We start from the raw sequence: 20,654 nt of genomic DNA, 5'->3' as shown, positions 1-20,654 counted from the left end.
AACAATTCCAAAAGTTAATGTAAATTTGTTTTGGAAACAATTATATGAGTACAACAAAACCAGATATTTCGTTACAACTACAAACCTTACCCAATTTACCAGGTGTTTATCAGTATTTTGATAAAGATCAAAAATTATTATATGTGGGCAAGGCAAAAAATTTAAAAAAACGGGTGGCTTCTTATTTCAATAAAACCCACGACAATGCCCGTTTAAATGTTTTGGTGCGAAAAATAGTGACCATAAAACACATTGTGGTTAAAACCGAAACCGATGCACTGCTTTTAGAAAACAATCTTATTAAAAACCTGCAACCTCGCTACAATATCATGTTGCGTGACGACAAAACCTATCCATGGATTTGTATCAAAAACGAACGTTTTCCAAGGGTTTTTTCTACCCGAAATTTCATAAAAGATGGTTCGGAATATTTTGGACCTTATACCAGCGGTAGAACCATGCACACTTTGCTTGATTTAATTCGCGAATTGTATCCTTTGCGCAATTGCAATTACGATTTAAGTGTGCAAAATATAAGAAACGAAAAGTATAAAGTTTGTTTGGAATATCATATTGGCAATTGTTTGGGGCCTTGCGAAGGCAATGAAACCGAGGAAGAATACCTGCACAAAATAAAAAATATAAGGGAACTTTTAAAAGGAAATTTCAAAGAAAATTTGAAAGATTTTAAGCAATTAATGCTGAAATATGCCAGTGAAATGAAGTTTGAAGAAGCACAAGCGATAAAAGAAAAAATGCAGGTTTTGGAAAATTATCAGGCAAAATCTACAGTTGTAAACCCTAAAATAAACAATGTAGATGTTTTTTCGATTGTATCAGACGAAACCATGGCGTATGTGAATTTTCTACAAATAGCTCATGGAGCTGTTGTGCGGTCGCATACTTTAGAGTTGAAAAAGCGCTTAGATGAAACCGATGAAGAGCTGTTGCCATTAGCAATTATAGAAATTCGCGAGCGTTTTAAACTGTTAACAAAAGAAGTTATTGTTCCGTTTGAAATTGATTTAGGCGAAAAAATCACTGTTACTGTACCAAAATTAGGCGATAAAAAACAACTTTTAGAGCTATCTGAACGCAATGCGCGCTACTACCGATTAGATCAATTAAAACAAATCAAAATAGTAGATCCAGACAGGCACACCAACCGATTAATGGCACAAATGAAAGCCGATTTGCGTTTAAGCAAAGAACCGCGACATATTGAATGTTTCGATAATTCAAATATTCAAGGGACTAATCCAGTGGCTGCTTGTGTGGTTTTTAAAGATGGAAAACCCAGTAAAAAAGAGTACCGCCATTTCAATATTAAAACCGTTGAAGGTCCCAATGATTTTGCATCGATGGAAGAGGTGGTTTTTCGCAGATACCGCCGTTTGTTAGAAGAAGGCGAACCATTGCCCGATTTAATCATTATCGATGGAGGTAAAGGGCAATTAGGTGCGGCGTTAAAAAGTCTGGATATTTTAGGTTTGCGTGGAAAAATAGCCATTGTGGGTATTGCCAAACGTTTGGAAGAATTGTTTTATCCGGGCGATAGTGTTCCGCTGTATTTAGATAAAAAATCAGAAACTTTAAAAGTAATTCAACATTTGCGAAACGAAGCCCACCGTTTTGGGATTACTTTTCACAGAAACCAGCGCAGCAAAAACGCCATAGATAGTGGGTTGACCACCATTCCGGGAATTGGTCCAAAAACCATGGAAAAGCTTATGATTCAGTTTAAATCAATTAAAAGATTGGCCGAAACCCCCGAGGAAGAAATCGTGAAACTAATTGGTAAAAGTAAAGCGGAAAAAGTGATTTCGTATTTTAAAAACACTTAAATCAAGCCGTTACCAATCGTTTTCTTCAATTTCTTTTGCTTTTTTATCGTTTCGTAAATACGCATCATTATAAGTTTGCCAACCTTTGTTGTTGTATTTTTCGTTGGGACTGAATGCACCAGCGCCCAAATCAAAATCGGCAGAAACATTCGGTACACGAAAATCGCTCCAATTGCAAATTTTGGCTTCCTTGGTTTCGTAATCTGTCCAAAAACCTTGATACATGTTGTTTATGTAGCTGTCGCGCGATAAATCCAAATCGTTATAAAAAACGCCATCGTCTTCTGTAATTTGAAACATGGCTTGATATGTTCCTTCAAAAACTCCGGAATGGCTGCGGTCTTTAGGTTCATTAAACTGATAAACACCCGAAATTATCCCTTGATATTTTGTGGGTAAACTCACTAAATTTTCATCAAGTTCTCGGTCTTTAATTTGTTTTATTGTTTGCAGTTTAATCGTTCCTGTAAAGTGTTCAATATTTTTGCCCACTTTCGATTTTCCTGTCACATGATACAAATCTGCTTTGGATTGATCTTTCTCTACATTGGTTATTTTAATGTGTATGCGTTTGTAATTATCGCCAATAATTCCATAGGTGGTATTCATTTGCAAACCCAAAATCACAGGCGAAAAATCGTAGCTGTTCCATTTTTCCAATTCGTTTTCATGGGAAATATATTCCTTTTCATCTAAAATGGTAGTGAAGCGGTTTTGAGCCATTCCCGTAAAGCTTGCACAAAGCGCAATCACAACAAATACTATTTTTTTCATTCGGAACAATTTTTTGTAAAAATAGTACTTTTTATTGCAATCTATCTAAAATTGTTTGTATCGTAACCTTATAAAAACCATTAATTTACATTTGATTTCAATCTTTGAATCAAAATTTAATTTCATGAAAAGATCCATAGAAATTGCTGTGATTTCTGATACCCATTTGGGAACTTACGGATGCAAAGCCCAGGAACTTTTGCGGTATTTACAGTCAATAGATCCAAAAATATTGATCATAAATGGCGATTTTATCGATATTTGGCAATTTAAAAAAAGCTATTTTCCCGAAAGCCATTTAGAGGTGATTAAATACATTTTAAACTTGTCATTAACCAATTGCCAAGTGATTTATTTAACCGGAAATCACGATGAATTTCTACGAAAATTTTCGCCTATGACTTTTGGTAAGATCCAATTGGCCGATAAATATATTTTTGAAATTGATGGTAAAAAAGCATGGGTTTTTCATGGCGATGTGTTCGATTCTTCGGTGCAACATTCCAAATGGATTGCCAAATTAGGTGGAATTGGGTATGATTATTTGATTCGTTTGAACAATCTATCGAATTGGATTTTAAACAAAATGGGTCGTGAGAAATATTCCTTCAGTAAAAAAATAAAAAACAATATCAAAAAAGCAGTAAAGTTTATTGGCGATTTTGAGCAAACAGCTTCTGAACTGGCTATCGAAAACAGCTTTGATTATGTAATCTGCGGGCATATTCATCAACCACAAAAAAGGGATGTTGTCAACGCAAAAGGAAAATGTATGTATCTAAATTCGGGTGATTGGATTGAAAACCTTACCGCTTTGGAATACAACCACGGCGATTGGGAGATTTACTATTTTGAGAATGATGTACTGATTGATTTGCTGGATGAAACCGCAGAAAATACAACTGATTTTCCGTATGATTATCAAAACATCGAAGCGCTTTTTATATGAAAATATTGTATGCTTTGCAGGCAACGGGCAACGGACACATTGCGCGTGCCAATGTTTTAGTGCCAAAATTGAAAGAACATGCCCAAGTTGATGTTTTTATTTCGGGACAAAATGCGCAATTACATTTTAAGGGCGATGCAACAAAAAATAAAGGACTTTCGCTTTTCTATTCAGAAAACGGTGGCTTGAATTACGCCAAAATACTTCGTAAAAATTCGTTGATGCAATTCGTGAAATCGGTGCATCATTTTCCGGTGCAACCTTACGATTTAATCATCAACGATTTTGAACCCATCACTGCATATTCCGCTAAACTTCGCAATAAAAAGATAATTGGTTTAAGCCATCAAAGTGCGGTTTTGCATAAATTGGCACCACAACCCGAAAAAAGGCACCGGTTTAGCAAGTGGGTTTTGCAAAAGTATGCGCCGGTAGAAAAATCGTTTGGTTTTCACTTTACAAAATATGATGAAAACACTTTTCATCCCATTATTCGCGATACCATTAAAAAGCTAAATTGTGCCAACGAAGATTATTTCTTGGTGTATTTGCCTAGTTACAAAAACGAAGAGATTTACAAAGTACTTTCGAAATTAAAACACGTTGATTGGATGGTTTTTTCGCCTTTTAGTAAAGTTTCAAAAAAACAAGGAAATTGCACTTTTTTCCCCATTGATGAACAATTGTTTACGTCCTATTTGGCCACTGCAAAAGGCGTTTTGTGCGGAGCCGGCTTTGAATTTCCTGCGGAAGTGTTGCATTTAAAGAAGATGCTATTTGTGATACCTATTAAAGGGCAATTTGAACAATATTGCAATTATTTGGCTTTAAAGCAATTAGGAGTGATGGGTGCAGAAGATTTATGTGTTGAAAAAATAGACACTTGGATTGCATCCAATCACATTGCAGCTGTTTCGTTTACAGATGAAACCGATCTCTTGATTGAAAAAGTTTTAAATGCCTGATTACAAATTGTTTTTCTTTAAATGCGGATAAATCTTAATGTACAATTGTTCAACTTTTTCGCGTGCCCATGGTGTTTTTCGCAAAAAAGTCAGCGATGATTTAATACTTGGGTTTTTCGTGAAGCAATTAATGGGAATTTCTTTGCCCATTGCGGTCCATCCTTCAAAAAAATCTACCATTTCTTCGAGTATTTTTTGAAGAGTCATTCCGTGTAATGGATCTTTATTTGTCATAAATAATAGATAAAGCTGCATTGAATTTTTCTTGTCATTCCGACGAAGGAGTAATCTGTTCTTATAATTAAAAGATTCTTCACTTCATTCCTTTTCGTTCAGAATGACAGGTCAAGGTTCAATACAGCCTTACTTTATAAATTAATGTGTTTCAGTACCGTCGATACCATGCGCATGTCCATGTGCTAATTCTTCTTCCGTAGCGGGGCGAGTAGCCACCACTTCTACATCAAAGTTTAAAGTTTTTCCAGCCATTGGGTGGTTTAAGTCGGCAACCACAGCATGGTCGTTTACTTCTGCAACCACAGCACGGAATTGGTTTCCTTGGTCATCTGTCAACGGCAACATTGCACCAACTGGTGGTAAGCCCGACTCGCTAAACATTTCTAAAGGCAACTGCGCCAAAGCGTTTGGGTCAATAGGTCCGTAACCTTCGTCTGGAGAAATAGTGAACGATTTTTTATCGCCTGCAGCCAAACCATTCATTTCATTTTCGAATTTAGGAATCATCATGCCCACACCGTGTAAATATGTTAATGGATTTTCTGTTGTCGTTTCTTCCACAAATATTTTTTCGCCGTTTGCCTCAATCGTGTGCAATTTGTAGTTTACTGCAACTACGTGGTTGTTTTCTATTGTCATTTTTTTGTTTTTGTGAGATATAATTCTCGTTTACACAAAGATAAAGGTTTTGAATTTGCTACAAATAAAATGAAGCAAAGATTCCTTTTTTTAAGAATAATTTAAGGGTAGGGGGATTTTTATTGGAAGATAAAAGTGTTGTAAACTAGGATGTTGATGATTTTTTAAAACAAGCTAACAAACTTGAAGCATAAAAAACCTACAAGGTCATGCAGACCTTGCAGGTTCTAATATCAAGTTGCTAACAAACTACAACGGAATGTTTCCGTGTTTGCGGTTTGGTGTAGCTACTTCTTTATTTTCCAGCATTTTAAATGCTTTGATTAATTTGCGTCGGGTATCTTGTGGGAAGATCACTTCATCGATAAATCCGCGTTGTGCGGCACGGTACGGATTGGCAAATTTTTCGGCATATTCTGCTTCTTTTTCTGCTAATTTAGCTGCTGGGTCTGCTGCTTCGGCTATTTCGCGTTTAAAGATGATTTCCGATGCACCTTTTGCTCCCATAACGGCAATTTCTGCTCCTGGCCATGCAAAATTCATATCTGCACCAATATGTTTAGAGTTCATTACATCATACGCACCACCATAAGCTTTACGCGTAATTACAGTCACTTTTGGCACGGTAGCTTCAGATAATGCATATAATAATTTGGCACCATGAACAATGATTCCGTTCCACTCTTGATCGGTTCCTGGTAAGAAACCTGGTACATCAACCAATACCAATAAAGGAATGTTGAACGCATCACAGAAACGTACGAAACGCGCCGATTTAATAGATGAATTCACATCTAAACATCCTGCTAAAAACATCGGATTGTTGGCTACGATACCTACTGATTTTCCGCCGATACGTGCAAATCCTACAATGATATTCTCGGCATAATTTTTATGAATTTCGTAAAACGAATCTTCATCGATTACATTGTTGATTACATCGTGCATATCGTAAGGCTTGTTGGCATTATCGGGCACAATATTGTTCAGTTGTTCACGGATTTCATCACCCAATTCATAAGGTAAATCTTCTACCACTTCTTGATTGTTTTGCGGAATATAACTCAATAATTGTTTTACATCTTCTAAACATTCAATATCGTTTGCAGATGTGGTATGCGCAACACCTGATTTGGTAGAATGGGTTGATGCCCCGCCTAATTCTTCTGCCGAAACGGTTTCGTTGGTAACGGTTTTCACAACGTTTGGACCGGTAACGAACATGTACGAAGATCCTTCAACCATCATCGTAAAATCGGTCATTGCTGGTGAATAAACCGCACCACCTGCACATGGCCCCATAATGGCTGAAATTTGTGGAATAACCCCTGATGCCTGAACATTTCTAAAGAAAATATCGGCATAACCACCTAACGAACGCACGCCTTCTTGAATACGCGCGCCGCCCGAATCGTTCAATCCAATCATGGGTGCACCCACTTTCAATGCCATGTCCATTACTTTACAGATTTTTTCTGCATGTGTTTCAGACAATGCGCCACCAAAAACGGTAAAATCTTGTGCAAAAGCATACACCAAACGGCCGTTTACGGTTCCGTACCCTGTAATCACACCATCGCCTAAATAATGTTCTTTATCTAAACCAAAATCTTTGGTACGGTGTGTTACAAATGCACCAATTTCTTCAAACGATCCTTCGTCAAAAAAGTATTCAATACGCTCGCGAGCGGTTAATTTCTTTTTAGCATGTTGCGCGTCGATACGCTTTTGACCTCCACCTAATTTAGTTTCGGCTAATTTTTTATTTAAAATATCAAAATTTGTATTCATAGTTTTATTGTTCTTTTATGAGTGATTTTAAATCTTCTTTGCTTGGAAGTACGGTTTTGTATCTGCTGGCAAAAATATGTTCATTGTTTTCAGGTAGTGTGAACTCAACTACCGCTTCGCTTTTGTTCTGACAAAGAATAATTCCTATGGTTTTGTTTTCGTCTTCAAGCCGAACTTCTCTGTCGTAATAATTCACATACATTTGCATTTGGCCGATATCTTGATGCTTTAATTCTCCTATTTTTAGATCGATTAAAACGAAAGATTTTAGAATACGGTTGTAAAATACTAAATCAATCCAAAAATGTTTATCATCGAATGAAATACGCTTTTGTCTTGCCACGAATGTAAATCCGCTGCCCAACTCTAGTAGAAAATGTTCTAATTTGTTAATAATTTCTTCTTCAAGTTGATTTTCAGTGTAAGAAGAATGAGCTGGCAAACCAATAAATTCTAAAATATATGGGTCTTTAATCGCGTCTTTTGGTTTTTCGATAATTAACCCTTTTTTCGAAAGTTCTTTTACTTTTTCTTTATCTCTGCTTAAAGCCAACCGAGTGTATAGTGCAGAATCGTACTGACGTTCCAATTCCCGTACACTCCAATTGTTTTTTACGGCTTCAATTTCGTAAAATTTGCGTTCGTTTTCATCGTCTATTCGCAATAACTTTAAGTAGTGCGACCAACTTAAATGGAATTGTGCAGATAGCGTCTGCGATTTTTCATTTTGCAATTCGTCAGACATTGTTTGACCTTTTTTAGAAATCCTCAACGCTGTTGAGGATATTGAATACGCTAAATAAAAAGACCGCATTCTTTCTAAATTCTGAACAGAAAAACCTCGTCCAAATTCTTTGGTTAGCACTTTCGATAACTCTTTTAGAAGTTGTTTTCCGTATGCCGCTCTTTCTTTTCCTCCCTGCTCTTCTTCAACAATTATTCTTCCAATCTCAAAGTAAGTCAGTACCATTGTTTGATTAATGGCACGCACTACATTGCTCCTTGCCGATTGCAATAAATCAACAATTTGGGAAAAGAATTTTGTATTTGAAAGATTATTAGTCACTTTTTTCTGGCTATTTTATAAAAATATCTCCATTGAATTAATCAGCAATTGTGGTATTTACTACAACTTCGTTGGTACTCTCAAAACTTTTTGGTCTGCAAAATATTGTTTCAAAGCTATTAATGCTGCAACTTCGGCTTCTTTTGCTTGGCTTTCTTTGATGATTTCGGGGCTGTAATATTTCTTCACAAAATTGGTATCAAAATCACCCGAAACAAAAGCATCGTGCTTACAAACAAATGTTCCAAATGGCAAAGTGGTGCTCACGCCTTCAATTTTGTAATCTTGAATGGCTTGTAGCATCAACTGTATGGCTTCGTTACGGTCTTTTCCGTAAGTAATTAGTTTTGAAAGCATTGGGTCGTAATAAATCGGCACATCCATACCTTGTTCAAAACCGTTGTCAACGCGTATGCCTTCGCCTTCAGGTAAAATATAAGTGGATAAATTCCCCACCGATGGCAAGAAATCATTCAAAGGATCTTCGGCATATACACGCAATTCCAAAGCATGACCTTTTATTTGTAAATCTTCTTGTTTGATTGGAAGCACTTCACCGCGAGCCACACGAATTTGCATTTCTACTAAATCGATTCCTGTGATTAATTCCGTTACCGGATGCTCTACCTGTAAACGCGTGTTCATTTCTAGAAAGTAGAAATTTTTGTTTTCGTCTAACAAAAACTCAACCGTTCCTGCGCCCACATAATCACACGATTTTGCTACTTTTACAGCAGCTTCGCCCATTGCTTTACGAATTTCGGGCGTTAAAACAGCAGATGGTGCTTCTTCTACTACTTTTTGATGACGACGTTGTACTGAGCATTCGCGTTCGAATAAATACACTACGTTTCCATGGGTATCTGCCATGATTTGAATTTCGATATGACGCGGAGATCCTACATATTTTTCAATAAAAACAGATCCATCACCAAAAGCTGAAGTTGCTTCGGAAATAGCGCGCTGCATTTGCGATTCAAAATCGGCTTCTTTTTCAACTATTCGCATTCCTTTTCCACCGCCACCGGCAGATGCTTTAATCAAAATAGGAAAACCTACTTCTTTGGCTACTTTCTTTGCTTCGTCAATATCAGTAATGGCGTGATCTAAACCAGGAACCATCGGAATATCGTAGGCTTTTACAGTATCTTTCGCTGCCAACTTATCACCCATAACTTCAATGGCATGCGATTTTGGCCCGATAAATGTGATGCCGTTTTTCTCGGCCAATTCTGCAAATTTTGAGTTTTCTGATAAAAATCCGTATCCCGGATGAATACCGTCCACGTTCAACTCTTTACATACTTCGATAATTTTATCACCCAAAAGATACGATTGGTTTGATGGTGCTTCACCGATACAAACGGCTTCGTCAGCAAATTTTACATGGGGTGATTGGCGATCGGCAACCGAATACACAGCTACGGTTTTAATGCCCATTTTTTTGGCTGTTTTCATGACACGCAGTGCAATTTCACCGCGGTTTGCAACTAATATTTTTTTCATTGGATTATTCAAATTCAATTAATAACTGACCTTTTTCAACTGCCTGACCTTTTTCAACTGCAATTGATTTAATGATTCCAGCACGAGGTGAATCGAAACTATTTTCCATTTTCATAGCTTCTAAAATCAATAAATTATCGCCTTCGTTCACTTCTTGCCCAACGCTCACATTGATTTCTAAAATCAAACCAGGCATTGGAGCTTTGATGTCGTTTACCATTTTTGATTTACCAACTTCAAAGCCCATCTCTTTGATCAACTGGTCTAAATGGTTGGCAATATTTACCACATATTCGTTGTTATTTACAACTACGGTGTATGTTTTGTTGATAAAATCGGTGTTCACAACCTTGGCATGGTACGAAGTATTGTTGTGTAACACATGAAAGTTTTCTTGATCTAAACTCACCGCATCGGCAGCAAGCATTTGCTCTTCTGTAACATCAAAGTTATATTCTTTATTTACAGAAACTTTTAGTGCGTTGTTCATTGTATTATTTTGTTTCTAAAAGGGTAAAGTTATTTAAAAAAACGCAATTATTTTAATTATAAGAGCGGTTTCATATAGAACTTTTTCAAGTTTTATATACATAAAATTTTATAGGAGCATTTCACTGCCTAAAATGTTTAAGCACTCACCTTGTTTAATCCGATAAAATTTAATGATATAATAATCATTGATTTGTTTTTTGTCACTGATGTGTAAATACAATTTTGTATCCTAGAAAAAGAAAAAATATCTTAAAAAGAAAGCGAAAACAAATTAGTTTACGTTTTGTGAGAATCAACTCTGACAAAATTTTAAACTTTGTCAGAGTTTTTTTACTATTGTTTCTTTTTTAAATAATGTTTCAATAAAAAAGTGGTCGAACAATCGTGTTGTTTGATTTGTTCTGATTGCAGTTCTGCTTTGATATTGTTTGCCAATATTTTTCCATATTCCACACCAAATTGATCAAAACTGTAAATATTCCAAATATAACCTTGCACGAATGTTTTGTGCTCATACATTGCCAATAAACTTCCCAACGATTTAGGTGTTAATTGGTCAATTAAAATGGTGTTTGATGGGCGATTGCCTTTAAATTCTTTATAAACAGCGTTTTTGTCGTTAGTTTCCTGGGTATGGTATTTTCCTTCTTTTCCGTTCATTAATGCTTCGGTTTGCGCAAAGAAATTTGCCATTAATAAATCGTGCAAATCACTTGGATTAAATGCATTTACAAAGCCAATAAAATCGGTAGGAATAATCTTTGTTCCTTGATGGAATAACTGAAAAAATGCGTGTTGTGAATTCGTACCCACTTCGCCCCAAACAATGGTTCCGGTTTCATAATTTACAGGGTTTCCGCTGCGGTCCACACTTTTTCCGTTGCTTTCCATAACCACTTGTTGTAGGTAGGCGGGAAGCATTTTTAATTTATCAACATACGGCACAACGGCTTCGGTTTCAAAGCAAAAAAAGTTATTGTACCAGACAGATAGCAAAGCCAAAACTACAGGAATATTCTGTTTAAAAGGAGTTTCGGCAAAGTGCACATCCATTTCGTGGGCACCGTTTAGCAATTCTTTGAAATGATTAAAACCAATAGCCAATGCAGTGCTAACGCCTACTGCACTCCACAAAGAATAACGGCCGCCAACATAATCCCACATTGGGAAAATATTTTGGGTTTCAATACCGTAATTCACCGCTTCTGGAATATTTGAAGAAACGGCTACTAAATGATCTTGTGTTTTTAAATTGTTTTGCAACAACCATTGTTTAAAAATATTGGCGTTGCTTATGGTTTCTAACGTTGTAAACGATTTTGAAACAATTACTACTAATGTGGTAGCCGGATTTAGTTTGCTTTTTAACGATTGAATGCTATCATTGTCAATATTTGAAATGTAGTGTACATTTAAATGGTTTTTGTAATCGGCCAAAGCTTCGGTTACCAATTTGGGTCCTAAATCGGAACCGCCAATACCAATATTGATTACATCGGTAAAAGGTAAGCCGGTAGATCCTTTTAAATGACCATTGATTACATTTTCTGTAAAAAGCTGTATTTGGTCTAATGCCGCAGCAACTTCTTGGTTTTGATTGTTTGTTAGTTGGCGTAAATCGGTATGAAGCACTTTTCTACCTTCGGTTTCATTGATTGTTTCGCCTTTTATTAATGCTTCAATTCCTGCTTTTAGCTGTACTTCATCTGCCAATTCTGTTAATAAATCAATGGTAGTATTGGTGATGCGGTTTTTAGAAAAATCAATTAAAAAATCGTTCCAAACAATATGAAATTCATTTATTCGGTTGGGATTTTCAGCAAAAAGCTGTTGCATCTTTACAAATTGCACTTCGTAAAAATGTTGTCGCAGCTTTTGCCACGCTTGTGTTTCGGTTGGATTAATTTTTAATAACGGCATTTTTTCTAATTAAATTTTTCTGTAATCTTATCATCGATTGCTTTTTTCACAGGTTGTATTTGTGCTTTGAAATGGGCAATATCGCTTTGTTCCATTGCCAATGACGTTGGTAATTTTTGCTTTAACGGATCTACTTGTACACCATTTTTCCAAAAACGATAGCAAACATGCGGACCTGTTGCCAAACCTGTGCTGCCAACTTTACCAATAATATCGCCTTGATTAACGCGCTGTCCACGGCGAACCAAGATTTTAGACATGTGCAAATATTGCGTGGTGTACATGTTGTTGTGCTTAACTTTCACGTAATTTCCATTGCCCGATGTGCGTCCGGTTTCTATTACCACACCTGCTGCGGTGGTCATGATGGGCGTTCCGTGTGGTGCAGCATAATCGGTTCCGTTGTGTGCTTTGAAACGCTTTTGAACGGGATGAAACCTGCTTTTGGAAAATTTTGAAGTGATGGTGAAATATTTTAAAGGCGATTTTAAAAACATGGTTCGCATTTGCTTGCCGTTTTCATCGTAAAACTGCGTTTCGGTTTCGCCGGGTTGTTTGTACGGAAATCCATATACATCTTTGCCGTCATAGTTAAAATATGCACCTAAAATTTCCTCGGTTCCCACATAAATAGAATCATTAATAAATTTTTCGCGCACGGATAATGCAAATTGATCTCCTCTTTTAAACTTAAAGAAATCCACGTTCCAAGCAAATCGCTTCGCCAAAGCGGTTGCCAATCCAGGGTCTAAACCTTCTTTTTGAATAGATTCTGAAAGCGATCCTTCGATTTCGCCTGCAATGGTTCGCACTTTATAGGAAACCGGATAGTTTACTGTATATGCATGAATGGAATCTCGAAAATCAATAACCTGAAACCCCATATTATCGGGCTGATAAATAAGTATTTCTAATTTAGATAACGCATCCTTCGATTTTAAAAGCGTAAATGTTTTGCCGGCTTTAATTTTCCGTACATCAAATGAATCTTTTACTTTGCTTACAATGTCATGTATTTCAGTGGCATCGTAATTGTGGCGCGCCAAAATCATACCTAAATTATCGCCACGTTCCACTGTATCGCGTTCTATATGGTATTCGTTTAATGGAAAACCATACGCAAATTCGGGTATTGCTTCTTCTTTTTCGTTTTTAACCACTTCGGCAAATTCAGACTCGGACTCTTTCTTACCACACGAAAAAAGTACAGCAACAATGGTTATATATAATATGATTTGAAAACGTTTCATTACAAAGCATCTTTGCCCCAATTGGCTAATTCTTCTTCGCTCCACAATTCTGGAAAGAAAATTCTTCTTTGATATTGTGGCAACATGTATTTTTTCCAATCACTACCGCCTGTAGCTTCTTGCGGACCAGCTTCGCTTTCAATATATTTTTTGGCCGCATTAAAGTGTCCCATTACCCAAGTGATGTTCACCGTTTTGTCGTAATGGCGCATGGCTTCTCGCAATTCTTCATTTTGTTGATCTTCCAAAGGAAGTTGTTTAAACGTTTGCCACAAGTTTGCAGTGTTGTATTTTTCCATGAAATCAATAAATTCTTTTTTGTATTTTCTTTCGAATTCATTGATAAGGTATGATTTTTTACCGGTTTTGTAATCTTTTCCAGCTGCTTGCCAGTACATGTGCTCTAGGGCATGCTCATAAGGCGTGTTTCGGTCGATTGTATCGCGGTAACGGGCATCAATTAAATTAATTAAATCGGTTGAAGCAAATTCTATCAAACGATACTGTGCACTTTGAAAGCCACTGGCAGGGGTTAGGGTGTTGCGGAATTTAAGATACTGATCGGTGTCCATTCCATCGCGCATAATGGTGAACGATGTGGTGAGCATATCGAAATAACGCGAAATTCTTCCCAAGCGGTCTGTAAAAAAAGTAGTTGTTAAATTTTCAGCGAAACAAACCTGCTCCATTTCCCAAAGAATCATTTTGAACAATAATTCGTTTACCTGATGATACATGATAAAAACCATTTCATCGGGCAGGGTAGATCTTTGAATTTGCAAATTCAGCAAGGCATCTGTTTGAATATAATCCCAGTAGGTGATAGGCTTTTGCCATTTCATGCCTTCTAAATGGGTGTCTAATTTTTGGTTGATGTTGCTGAACTTTTCTTCTAAATCTTGAATTTTTTGCAGGCGTTCGGTTGAAATTTCCATTATTTTACGACTTTCAAATTGGTTTTTAAATTTTTGTATTGAATTAATTCTGCTTTTAAAGAACCCACAAGTAAGCTTGCTTGAATTTTTAACGGAACTTTGTTTTCATCGTTTGAAACCCAAAGAGTTAAACTTTCTTCTTCTTTAAAAACACGCCCTGACATTACATACGGACGAAACTTCATGGCGTTTACCGTACCAAATTTAGTTTTAATTTTTTCATAACCCATAAATTTTAGTTTAAATTTAAAGGTTTCGTCGTCAAAAAACATATCAATTTGTATGGTTTCGCCTACTTTCATGTTGTCTATTTTGTCGTGATTACGCAAATAGTAAAAAGCAGAAATAACGTCTTGAATATTATCTGAAACATTGTATGTTTTTTGGCTTTTTGCTTTGTAATCTTTCAGTAAAATGGTGTTGTTGGCATTGTTTACAAAACCTTCTTGGTTTTTGGTGTAACCCCCTTCATTAATTTTTCTGATAAAACGATACGGTTGCCCCGTGTTGATGTCAAAATAACTTTGATAATCGTCTTTTACTTTAAAAAAGGCTTTAGACAATCCAGTGGTATAACCATCGCCTTTTGCGTGATACACTTTTTTGCCGTTGTAGGTGGTTTCTTTTAATTCTAACGTTGCAATACCTGCATTTATAAAGCCATACGACACTTGAAATTTAAAGTACTCGCCCGACTTAAAAGCAGATGATTGCCCGAATGTTAATGCGGTTATTAGAAAAAATAAAATAGCTAAAATGTTGTTTTTCATATTCTTTTTCAATTTTGTTCGAAAGATACAAAACAATATCTGTTCCAAAGTTACTAAAAACAAAAAAACCCAGTTGTTTCCAACCAGGTTTTTATGCTATTAACCAACCAAAAAACTATAAATTATGAAAAATTTATTACACTCCAATAAGGTTATAGAAGCCTTATTTTTGCGAGTGCAAAGGTAGGTTTATTTTTTAAAACATTAAACATAAACTTTTATTTAACTTATGTTTAACATTTTAAAACTTTTAATTAAAGAGTTCCACGCTTTTCTTGCTCTCTTTCAATTGATTCAAATAACGCTTTAAAGTTACCAGCACCAAATCCACGAGCACCCATGCGTTGAATTACTTCAAAGAACAAAGTAGGGCGATCTTCTACGGGTTTCGTGAAAATTTGCAACAAGTATCCTTCTTCATCGGCATCAATCATGATACCTAATTTTTGTAATTCGTTTATATCTTCTTTAAATTTATCCATGTGGTCTTTTAAACGCTCTGGAATGGCATCGTAATAGGCTTGGGGCGGTGTAGATAAAAATTCTACTCCACGCGCTTTCATATCGGCAACGGTTTTAATAATGTCGTCGGTAGCTACTGCAATGTGTTGCACGCCTGCACCTTCGTAAAAGTCTAAGTACTCTTCGATTTGTGAACGTTTTTTACCTTCTGCTGGCTCGTTGATAGGGAATTTGATGCGCCCGTTTCCGTTGGCCATTACTTTAGACATTAAAGCCGAATATTCGGTGGTAATTTGTTTATCGTCAAACGAAAGGAAGTTTACAAAGCCCATAATATCTTCAAACCATTTCACCCAAACGTTCATTTGGTTCCAACCAACGTTGCCCACCATGTGGTCGATAAATTTTAAACCAACCGGAGCTGGGTTGTAATCGCTTTCCCATTTCACGTATCCTGGCATAAACAATCCATTGTAGTTTTTACGCTCGGTGAATAGAAAAACGGTTTCGCCATAAGCAAAAATACCTGCTTGAATAATTTCTCCATTTTCGTCTGATGATACGGTTGGCTCCATGAAAGATACTGCACCGCGCTTGGTGGTTTCTTCATAAGCAGCACGTGCATCTTCTACCCACAATGCGATTACTTTAACTCCGTCGCCATGTTTTTTAACGTGTTCGCCGATTGGTGATTCTGAGTTTAAAGCAGTTGTTAAAACAATTCTGATTTTATCTTGCTTAATAACATACGAAGCACGGTCGCGAACGCCTGTTTCTAATCCTGAATAGGCTTCAGACTGAAAACCGAATGCCGTTTTGTAGAAGTGAGCTGCCTGTTTTGCATTTCCTACATAAAATTCAACATAATCTGTACCTAAAATTGGTAAGAAATCTTGTGCTCCTTCAAATATTTTTTCTAATCCGTATTCTACAGATTTTAATTCTTTTGACATAATAATTGCTGTATTTTGTTACTATTGTTGTTTTATTCTTGACTCAGTGAATCTTGTGGTTGATTCAATGAATCGGTATAAATATAAATGCTGTCTTCTTCTGCTTCGTAATCCCATTCTTCGTCATCAATTCTCGATAATGTATCGGTTTTAGATTTGTTCATTTCTTCTCTAATTGCTGAGAACATAAAAGAACCAGTAATGACTAGATACACTACAAAAGCCAAAGTGATGAGACCGTTTATAACGAGTGCAATAATGTTGATGATGCGTGCCGTATTTACATTTTCTCTACTGTTATGAGAATATGTTTCTGGATTTACTTGGTACTCTTTTAAACTTTTATTGGCGCTTACAAGTCCAATTATTGAAAGTGCCAAGCCAACAAACGAAAGCCCACAGCAACCAAAAAGAATTGCCATGCACAAAGCAACAATTGCGAGCACTAATGCACTGGGATCGGCAGGTAGTTTTCTTTGAAACATTTATATATTTATTAATCTAACCATGATTGATAATATTGTTCATCGGCAATTTTCATTGCTTCTTCGGTAACCATCAACGGCTTGAATGTATCAACCATTACGGCTAATTCTTGTGTATCTACTTTGCCAATGCTTCGTTCCATTGCTCCAGGGTGTGGTCCGTGCGGAATTCCTGCTGGATGCAAAGAAATGTGTCCGGCTTCGATGTCGTTTCGGCTCATAAAATCACCATCTACATAATACAATACTTCGTCTGAATCAATGTTGCTGTGATTGTAAGGTGCTGGGATTGATTCTGGATGATAGTCATACAAACGCGGAACAAATGAGCACACTACAAACGCATCGGTTTCAAATGTTTGATGCACTGGTGGTGGTTGATGAATACGTCCTGTGATGGGTTCAAAATCGTGTATTGAAAAGGCGTATGGAAAATTATATCCATCGTATCCAACCACATCAAAAGGATGAGTTGCATATACCATATCAAAAATTTCGTCTTGTTTGCGAACTTTGATCAAGAAATCGCCTTTTTCATCATAGGTTTCCAATTCTTCCGGGCGGCGAATATCGCGTTCGCAAAAAGGGGAATGTTCTAATAGCTGACCAAACCAGTTGCGGTAGCGTTTTGGTGTGTAAATGGGTCTGCGCGATTCTACAATAAACAAACGATTATCTTCTGTGTCGAAATCAATTTTATAAATCACTCCGCGCGGAATCAATAAATAATCACCGTATTTAAAATCTAAATTCCCTAATATGGTGCGCAATTTACCGGTTCCTTTGTGAATAAAAATCAATTCGTCGGCGTCGGTATTTTTATAGAAATAATCTTGGGTTTTGTTTGTAGGTGCAGCCAAAGTAATGGTGCAATCGCTGTTTGTTAAAACCGCTTTGCGGCTTTCTAAAAAATCGGGGGTAGGAGGCACTTGAAAACCACGCAAACGGTAAGACTGTATGTTGTTTTTTCGGGCAATTTTCGGTGCCACGCTATAAGAACCCTTGATTTCTTTTACTTGCGTAGGGCGGTGCTCATGATACATGTTTGACGACATGCCATCGAAACCAACCGTGCCAAAAAGCTGCTCGTAATAAAATCCGCCGTTTGGTTTGCGGAATTGTATGTGGCGTTTGTGCGGAATTTTTCCTAATTTATGATATAAAGGCATAGTTTATTTGTTTTTAATTAATAAATAAAAGCATAGCATTGCCTTCTTCATTCGGGGTTGCGTTTAATGAAGTATTTAAGTTTTGATAATAATCCTTGCCATGTTTTCATACCTAACAAATATAAAAACTATTTTTTTGAGATGTATTAAATTTAAGAAAAAATAAAAAGAATCATTTAAAAAAGAACCTCATTTTAAAACCAAAAGCCTAAACTAAACCAAGTGTAATGCTTTTTTACCTCGGGCGAATAGGATTGTTTAATTTCTAATGGACCAATAACTGTTTGAAAACCATAACCCAACGCATACCCCGATTTTATGGGTTGTTCTAACCAATCGTTGTATTGAAACATAGCGTTTTGCAAGTGTATATAATTGGCAGTGAAATTGAGATGGTGTTTTTTGTAGAAACGGTAATCCACTCTTAAAAGGGCTTTTAGATAGGTGTTGGCATTTAAACTTAAAAAATCATAGCCAAAAAAGGGTTTGATGTTAGATATTGATTGAAAACCGTATCCACCTAAAAAATAATTCAGGTTAGTTGATGGCAAGCTGCCAATGGTTAAGCCCACGTCTGCTTTTGCTTCAAAGGAAATGCGATCAAAAAATGTTTTTACAGTTCCCAATTCGCCATTGATTTGTGTAAAGGGTTCAAAGTTTTCGTTATAGTCTGACGATATAAAGGTGTGTTTAATTTCTGCGTTGAAATTTAAACCTTGCGTGGGGAAGTATTTATTGTCATACGTATCTAAAACTACATTAAAATATGAACTGACATAGTGGCTGTTGTCTAACCAATTTTTGCTGAGGTTTACATTGCTTATATCCACAATTTGGTATTTGTGTTCTAAGCCCAAGCCAATAAGAAATTTATTGTTGTAATAATTTTGCAGATATAAACGGTTGGTTAAATCGGTAAATTTGGTGCTGAACGTTTCTAATGTAAAAAACTGGTCGGTAATAATGGGTTTTTCATCGGTTAACACATTGTATTTGAATTTATTAAGTCTGCTTTGTGCACCAAAACTCCATCGTAATCCATTGTCTATAAAGTAATTAAAATTGTATCGCACATTGTCGCCAAAAACAAAATCAAGCGAAGCTACATCGTTTTTAAAAAGAAGCTTTTTTTGGGTTATATTTACTAATGCGGCACTTTTATACAAATTGTCGAAATGCAAACCAAATTTTAAAAAGCGGTTTATGGTATTTTCCTTTAGATGCAACACTAAATAATCGCCTGTATCGTCGCCTTTTTCAAAATGATAATTAATACTGCTGAAATTTTGAGTGGCATTTAGATTGGTGATGCCGTGTTTCAATTCGTTAAACGATACACATTGTTCTTTAAAATAGCCCAATTTTCCAAAAACATAATCTTTGTTGTAATTTTTTAAAGTGTTTATTTTTACTTCTTTGATAGCCAAATCATCGTGTAATAAATATTCAGGAAGTTTCTTTTTTGTGTAACCATTGCTGATTTTTTGTAAGTCTGCCGTTTTTTCTCGGGCAGCATCGATTCCTTTTTGAATGATTTCGTTTCCTTTATCAAAAGTTACAACAGAGAAGTTTGAAATATCGGGTTTCATGTAAATATCAGTGGCATTTTTCTTTTCTTCCATCCCTTGATACATACTGTAGTTGGCAATTTGCATTAAAATATCAAAAACGCCTTTTATTTCGCTGCGGTCTTTTTTGCCGTCTTGCACATCCACACCAATAATTACATCTACACCTTTATCGCGTAATTCATTTATAGGATAATTATTAACCACGCCGCCGTCTATCAACAAACGATTGTCTATTTCAACAGGCGTGTATAAAGAGGGAAACGCGCCACTAGCCAAAATACTTTGTGCCAAATTTCCTTTTTCAAGCACCACGGCTTCCCCTGTAACCACATCGGTAGCCACGCAAAGAAAAGGAATGGGCAATTGCGCAAAATCATTTTCGTAACGTACATGTGCCAGCAATTTGTTTAATAAGTTATAGTTGTACATGCCTTTTGAAAGCGAAACGGGACTTCCTATTTTGAATTGATCAAACGGAAGCTGCAATGCATAAATTTCATCGTTTCTTTTTTCATAAAACGACTTGGAATTTCTAGGGATATAATCCTGCAAAAGAGCATCGGCATCAACCGATTTAAAGATAGAATCTAACTGATTGGCGGTGTATCCCGATGCATACAAACCACCAATTATAGCTCCCATACTGGTACCCGCAATATAATCTACTTGTACACCTTCTTCTTCAAGTACTTTTAAAACACCAATATGGGCCAAACCTTTTGCACCACCACCACTGAGAACTAACCCAACTTTAGGACGCTGATTTTCTTGAGGAAAAGCGAAAAGGCACAAGCAAAATAAAAAGCTTGTAAGAATAAATTTAAGCATCATGTTTGGCTATTTTATAATATACTGATTTCTTTAGTGTTGCTCAAA

At 36.3% G+C, this 20,654-nt stretch carries 18 protein-coding genes; 3 read left to right on the top strand and 15 right to left on the bottom strand.

Annotated elements, in window-relative coordinates:
* Nucleotides 1–44: 44 nt before the first annotated feature.
* A complete protein-coding gene (gene uvrC / locus MG290_RS09080) occupies nt 45–1,844 on the top strand; it encodes an excinuclease ABC subunit UvrC (RefSeq protein ID WP_264560998.1) in 1,800 nt (599 codons plus the stop codon).
* 9 nt (nt 1,845–1,853) lie between these two features.
* Here uvrC and MG290_RS09075 read toward each other — a convergent pair whose 3' ends face one another.
* Nucleotides 1,854–2,618, bottom strand: a complete 765-nt coding sequence (locus MG290_RS09075; protein WP_264560997.1) for a hypothetical protein — start codon at nt 2,616–2,618, stop codon at nt 1,854–1,856.
* Between the two features lie 124 nt (nt 2,619–2,742).
* Between MG290_RS09075 and MG290_RS09070 the strand changes: the two genes are divergently transcribed.
* Together MG290_RS09070 and MG290_RS09065 are read left to right on the top strand one after the other, a co-directional pair.
* The gene (locus MG290_RS09070; protein WP_264560996.1) at nt 2,743–3,567 is read left to right on the top strand and encodes a UDP-2,3-diacylglucosamine diphosphatase; all 825 of its coding nucleotides are present in this window, start codon (nt 2,743–2,745) and stop codon (nt 3,565–3,567) included.
* The gene (locus tag MG290_RS09065; protein ID WP_264560995.1) at nt 3,564–4,532 is read left to right on the top strand and encodes a glycosyltransferase family protein; all 969 of its coding nucleotides are present in this window, start codon (nt 3,564–3,566) and stop codon (nt 4,530–4,532) included. The genes MG290_RS09070 and MG290_RS09065 overlap by 4 nt, the downstream gene beginning before the upstream one ends.
* Here MG290_RS09065 and MG290_RS09060 read toward each other — a convergent pair whose 3' ends face one another.
* The 14 genes from MG290_RS09060 to MG290_RS08995 form a co-directional block, all read right to left on the bottom strand.
* Nucleotides 4,533–4,766, bottom strand: a complete 234-nt coding sequence (locus tag MG290_RS09060) for a VF530 family protein (RefSeq protein WP_264560994.1) — start codon at nt 4,764–4,766, stop codon at nt 4,533–4,535.
* A 141-nt stretch (nt 4,767–4,907) separates the two neighbouring features.
* A complete protein-coding gene (locus MG290_RS09055; RefSeq protein WP_264560993.1) occupies nt 4,908–5,408 on the bottom strand; it encodes an FKBP-type peptidyl-prolyl cis-trans isomerase in 501 nt (166 codons plus the stop codon).
* Nucleotides 5,409–5,657: 249 nt separating this feature from the next.
* Nucleotides 5,658–7,199, bottom strand: coding sequence for an acyl-CoA carboxylase subunit beta (locus MG290_RS09050; RefSeq protein WP_257500133.1), 1,542 nt, complete (start codon nt 7,197–7,199; stop codon nt 5,658–5,660).
* A gap of 4 nt (nt 7,200–7,203) precedes the next feature.
* Nucleotides 7,204–8,265 carry a PDDEXK nuclease domain-containing protein gene (locus MG290_RS09045; protein WP_264560992.1) on the bottom strand — a complete coding sequence of 354 codons (1,062 nt, stop codon included), beginning with the start codon at nt 8,263–8,265 and terminating at the stop codon, nt 7,204–7,206.
* 60 nt (nt 8,266–8,325) lie between these two features.
* Nucleotides 8,326–9,771 (bottom strand): acetyl-CoA carboxylase biotin carboxylase subunit, encoded by a 1,446-nt coding sequence (gene accC / locus MG290_RS09040; RefSeq protein WP_264560991.1) that lies wholly within the window; start codon nt 9,769–9,771, stop codon nt 8,326–8,328.
* A gap of 4 nt (nt 9,772–9,775) precedes the next feature.
* Nucleotides 9,776–10,261 carry an acetyl-CoA carboxylase biotin carboxyl carrier protein subunit gene (locus MG290_RS09035; protein ID WP_264560990.1) on the bottom strand — a complete coding sequence of 162 codons (486 nt, stop codon included), beginning with the start codon at nt 10,259–10,261 and terminating at the stop codon, nt 9,776–9,778.
* A 335-nt stretch (nt 10,262–10,596) separates the two neighbouring features.
* Nucleotides 10,597–12,183: a glucose-6-phosphate isomerase gene (gene pgi / locus MG290_RS09030; protein WP_264560989.1), complete on the bottom strand. Its 1,587-nt coding sequence runs from the start codon at nt 12,181–12,183 to the stop codon at nt 10,597–10,599.
* Nucleotides 12,184–12,188: 5 nt separating this feature from the next.
* Nucleotides 12,189–13,433, bottom strand: coding sequence for a peptidoglycan DD-metalloendopeptidase family protein (locus tag MG290_RS09025; RefSeq protein ID WP_264560988.1), 1,245 nt, complete (start codon nt 13,431–13,433; stop codon nt 12,189–12,191).
* The gene (locus tag MG290_RS09020; protein WP_264560987.1) at nt 13,433–14,368 is read right to left on the bottom strand and encodes a tryptophan 2,3-dioxygenase family protein; all 936 of its coding nucleotides are present in this window, start codon (nt 14,366–14,368) and stop codon (nt 13,433–13,435) included. Before MG290_RS09020 ends, MG290_RS09025 begins: the two co-directional genes overlap by 1 nt.
* Nucleotides 14,368–15,138 carry a DUF3108 domain-containing protein gene (locus tag MG290_RS09015; protein WP_264560986.1) on the bottom strand — a complete coding sequence of 257 codons (771 nt, stop codon included), beginning with the start codon at nt 15,136–15,138 and terminating at the stop codon, nt 14,368–14,370. The genes MG290_RS09020 and MG290_RS09015 overlap by 1 nt, the downstream gene beginning before the upstream one ends.
* 254 nt (nt 15,139–15,392) lie before the next feature.
* A complete protein-coding gene (hppD, locus tag MG290_RS09010; RefSeq protein WP_264560985.1) occupies nt 15,393–16,553 on the bottom strand; it encodes a 4-hydroxyphenylpyruvate dioxygenase in 1,161 nt (386 codons plus the stop codon).
* Nucleotides 16,554–16,585: 32 nt separating this feature from the next.
* On the bottom strand, nt 16,586–17,038 hold the full coding sequence (locus MG290_RS09005; protein WP_264560984.1) for a CCC motif membrane protein: 453 nt from the start codon (nt 17,036–17,038) through the stop codon (nt 16,586–16,588).
* Nucleotides 17,039–17,049: 11 nt separating this feature from the next.
* The gene (locus MG290_RS09000) at nt 17,050–18,207 is read right to left on the bottom strand and encodes a homogentisate 1,2-dioxygenase (RefSeq protein ID WP_257500123.1); all 1,158 of its coding nucleotides are present in this window, start codon (nt 18,205–18,207) and stop codon (nt 17,050–17,052) included.
* 194 nt (nt 18,208–18,401) lie between these two features.
* Entirely contained in the window at nt 18,402–20,609 is a 2,208-nt protein-coding gene (locus MG290_RS08995; protein ID WP_264560983.1) for a patatin-like phospholipase family protein, read from the bottom strand.
* Nucleotides 20,610–20,654 lie beyond the last annotated feature (45 nt).

The sequence above is a fragment of the Flavobacterium sp. CBA20B-1 genome (genome assembly GCF_028473145.1).
Taxonomy (GTDB): domain Bacteria; phylum Bacteroidota; class Bacteroidia; order Flavobacteriales; family Flavobacteriaceae; genus Flavobacterium.
Note: the sequence above shows the minus strand (reverse complement) of the source record. Positions and strands in the feature narration are given on the sequence as shown.